2 protein-coding genes are annotated in these 2,732 nt (G+C 63.2%); both read right to left on the bottom strand.

The annotated features are described in order from the left end of the window. A partial coding sequence (locus tag C7964_RS20085) for a S49 family peptidase (RefSeq protein ID WP_110281217.1) occupies positions 1-1,272 on the bottom strand: 1,272 nt, incomplete at its 3' end. Beyond that, on the bottom strand, positions 1,272-2,732 hold a 1,461-nt coding region (locus tag C7964_RS19520; RefSeq protein ID WP_110281216.1), incomplete at its 5' end, for a phage portal protein. The genes C7964_RS20085 and C7964_RS19520, both read right to left, overlap by 1 nt.

Raw genomic sequence — 2,732 nt, 5'->3', positions numbered from 1 at the left:
TTCGGCTATTTCGGCGACCTCCGCGGCTGCCTCGCGTAGCTGCGCCGAGATTTCGGCCAGATTGCCGAGCTGTGCTGCTGATGGGGTCGATGCCACCGAGGCGGACGGGGCTGGTGGTGTTGGTGCGATTGCCGCCGCGGAAATTGCAGCAGGTGCGCTGGCGGCCGTGGGGGAAGCATCATCGGCTGGTGCAGCAACTCCAGTATCGCCTCGATCATCCATCTGCAGATCATCGGCATCCTCCGGTAGCGTCGTTTCGATGTCAGGCTCTTGGGCCATGGCTAATTCCTTTCGAGGGCTGGTTTGGTAGGTGATGGTCTGGCGTGCTGATGCGGTAGAAGGGCGGGCGATCTTGGGTATTGAACGGTCGGATACGACCTGGCGGAACCCGACCAACCCGCCTGCCAGATCAATTACCTCATCAGCTAAACCTGCGGCGACGGCGTCAGCGCCGCGGTAGGTGGCGGCCTCGGTGGCCATGGCGGCATCAATATCCAGCCGTCCTGCACGACCCGCAGCAACGGTCTCGGCAAAGAGGAACCGCAGCACATCAATCTCGCTCTGGATGTCCGCACGAACCCCGTCTGGCAGCGGCGTGTAGGGATTGCCATCAACCTTGTGCGCACCGGAGTGGATCAGCGTGACGCGCATGCCATCCTGATCAAGCTGGCCGCTCATGTCCGCATGCATCACAACAACGCCGATGCTGCCGACAGCACCCGTCCTGGGTAGCAGGATGCGATCGGCTTGGCTGGCCAGCGCATAGCCCGCCGAGAAGGCGTGTTCGGCGATGAAAGCCCAGACCGGCTTGCTGCCCCGAATGGCCCGAATGCGATCTGCCAAATCAAAAACACCAGCGACTTCGCCGCCAAAACTGTCAATTTCCAATGCGAGGCCGCGCACCGCCGGATCACCTGCTGCCGCATCAATTTGGGCCGCGATCCCCTCATAGCTGGTCTGACCGGACGACTGTCCGATCCACCCGCCGCGATGGATCAGCACGCCAGAGATTTCGATGACCGCGATGCCGTCCACGACGGGGTAGGGCGCATCTCCATGCTGACGCAGTTTCTCAGGCAGGCTACCGGCCAGAATGCTGACGCGGGCGGGCAGGGCGCTTGTGCCCGGTTCATCGATCATATCAATGCCCGCCAGTTCGACCTGCCGCCCAAGAATGCGCGGCCCGAGCCCGGACAGAAACGCCATGGCCTTGGAGGGTTCAACCAGCAGCGGCGTGTTGAACGCACGTGCGGCTATGCGAGCGTGAAGCATCAGGGTTGGTCCTCTTCAGGGCGCGGACCGTCCTCCGCGTTATCGTTGTTGTCTTCTTGGTCTGCTTCCTCTCCCTCAACCGGCATCGCCTGCACGCCCTGCGCGGGCGACCCCGGACGGCGGAAATCAAGACCCAGCGCCCGCTCGCGCGCCCGTTCCGCGGCGATCTCACGATCGACCTGTTCGGCGTCATAGCCGCGCTCGGCAATGGCCTGGCTGCGTGATTTGAGCCCAGCTTCAATCTGGGCAATTTCGGCATTGGCATCTTTCAGCGGATCGACCCAGTCCCATTTGGTTGGGAGCCAGTCCGCAGCTAGCAGCCGCGCCCGATCGGCCTCAAAGCCGGGTAGGTCCAGTGCGCCCGACAGCACCGCTGCATCCATCCAGCGTGCATAGACCAGACGACAGAGCTGATAGACCATCACCGAATGCTGCCAGGCCGAGACACGGCGGCGGAACTCGATGAGCGCCAAGCGCGAGTTCGAGAAGTTCCCCTTCACCATGTCGTTAGCGAGATAGGGATAGGGAATGCCCAACGCTGCTGAGATCTGCAGTAATGTGCGGTACTGGAACGGCTCATACGTGCCCCCGCTGTCAGCAGGCTGCCCGACGGTAACATCCTCGCCCGGATCCAGTCGCACAACCTGCCCAGGGCTGATTTCCACCCCGGCAGGACCTTCATCCTCCTCGACCGGGGCCAGTGGATTCTCGGGCGCGGGGGAGGTAACGAACATCGCATACATTGCCGCAACCTTCTTGCGATCGAGTTCGGCGTCGTCGTATTGGTCGAGCAGGAAGAGCTTCACGATGGCCGGGGCGAGTTTCGACACGCCGCGCAGCTGGCCACCTTCGACCGGGTCAATCACATGGATCACTTCCGATGCGGGCACGCGCACCAGTTCACCAGACAGCCCAGGATCGGTGCTGTCGCCGGGGTGTCGGCGAAAGAAGTGATAGGCCACACGCCGCCCGATCCGGTCAAACTCGATGCCCTGGCGGATCGCATTGCCGTTGGCCGCAACCCCCGTTTGCTCCAGTGGCAGCATCTCTGCAGGCAACATCTGCAGTTGCAGCGGGACTGTCAGCCCGTCACCCGCACGCCGCATCCGGATCCGGAAGAACACCTCACCTGCGATAAACACCTCGCGTGCTGCGCGGCGCTGTAGCCCGTAAAAATCCGTCAGCCCCTCAGCGTCTGCCTCGTCGGTCCAGGCGAGCCACAGGCGCTGCAGCTCTTCCTTGCGGGTAGCATCCCCGATCTTCGAGATCGGCTTGATGCCATCGCCCACGGTGTTCGCCGCCCAGCTTTCCACAGCGTTCACCGCATAGCCGTTATTGCGCACGAGCCAGCGGGCACGGGCCGTGATATCGGGACCAGAGGCCGCGATCAGTGCATTGACATGGGCCCGCGTCGCGCGGAACCCGCGCAGGCGGCGGTGATGCTGGCCCGCATCAAAGCC

It is taken from the genome of Loktanella sp. PT4BL, assembly GCF_003201935.1.
Lineage (GTDB): Bacteria > Pseudomonadota > Alphaproteobacteria > Rhodobacterales > Rhodobacteraceae > Yoonia.
The sequence above is the reverse complement of the archived record's forward strand: the minus strand, read 5'-3'. Positions and strand labels throughout refer to the sequence as shown.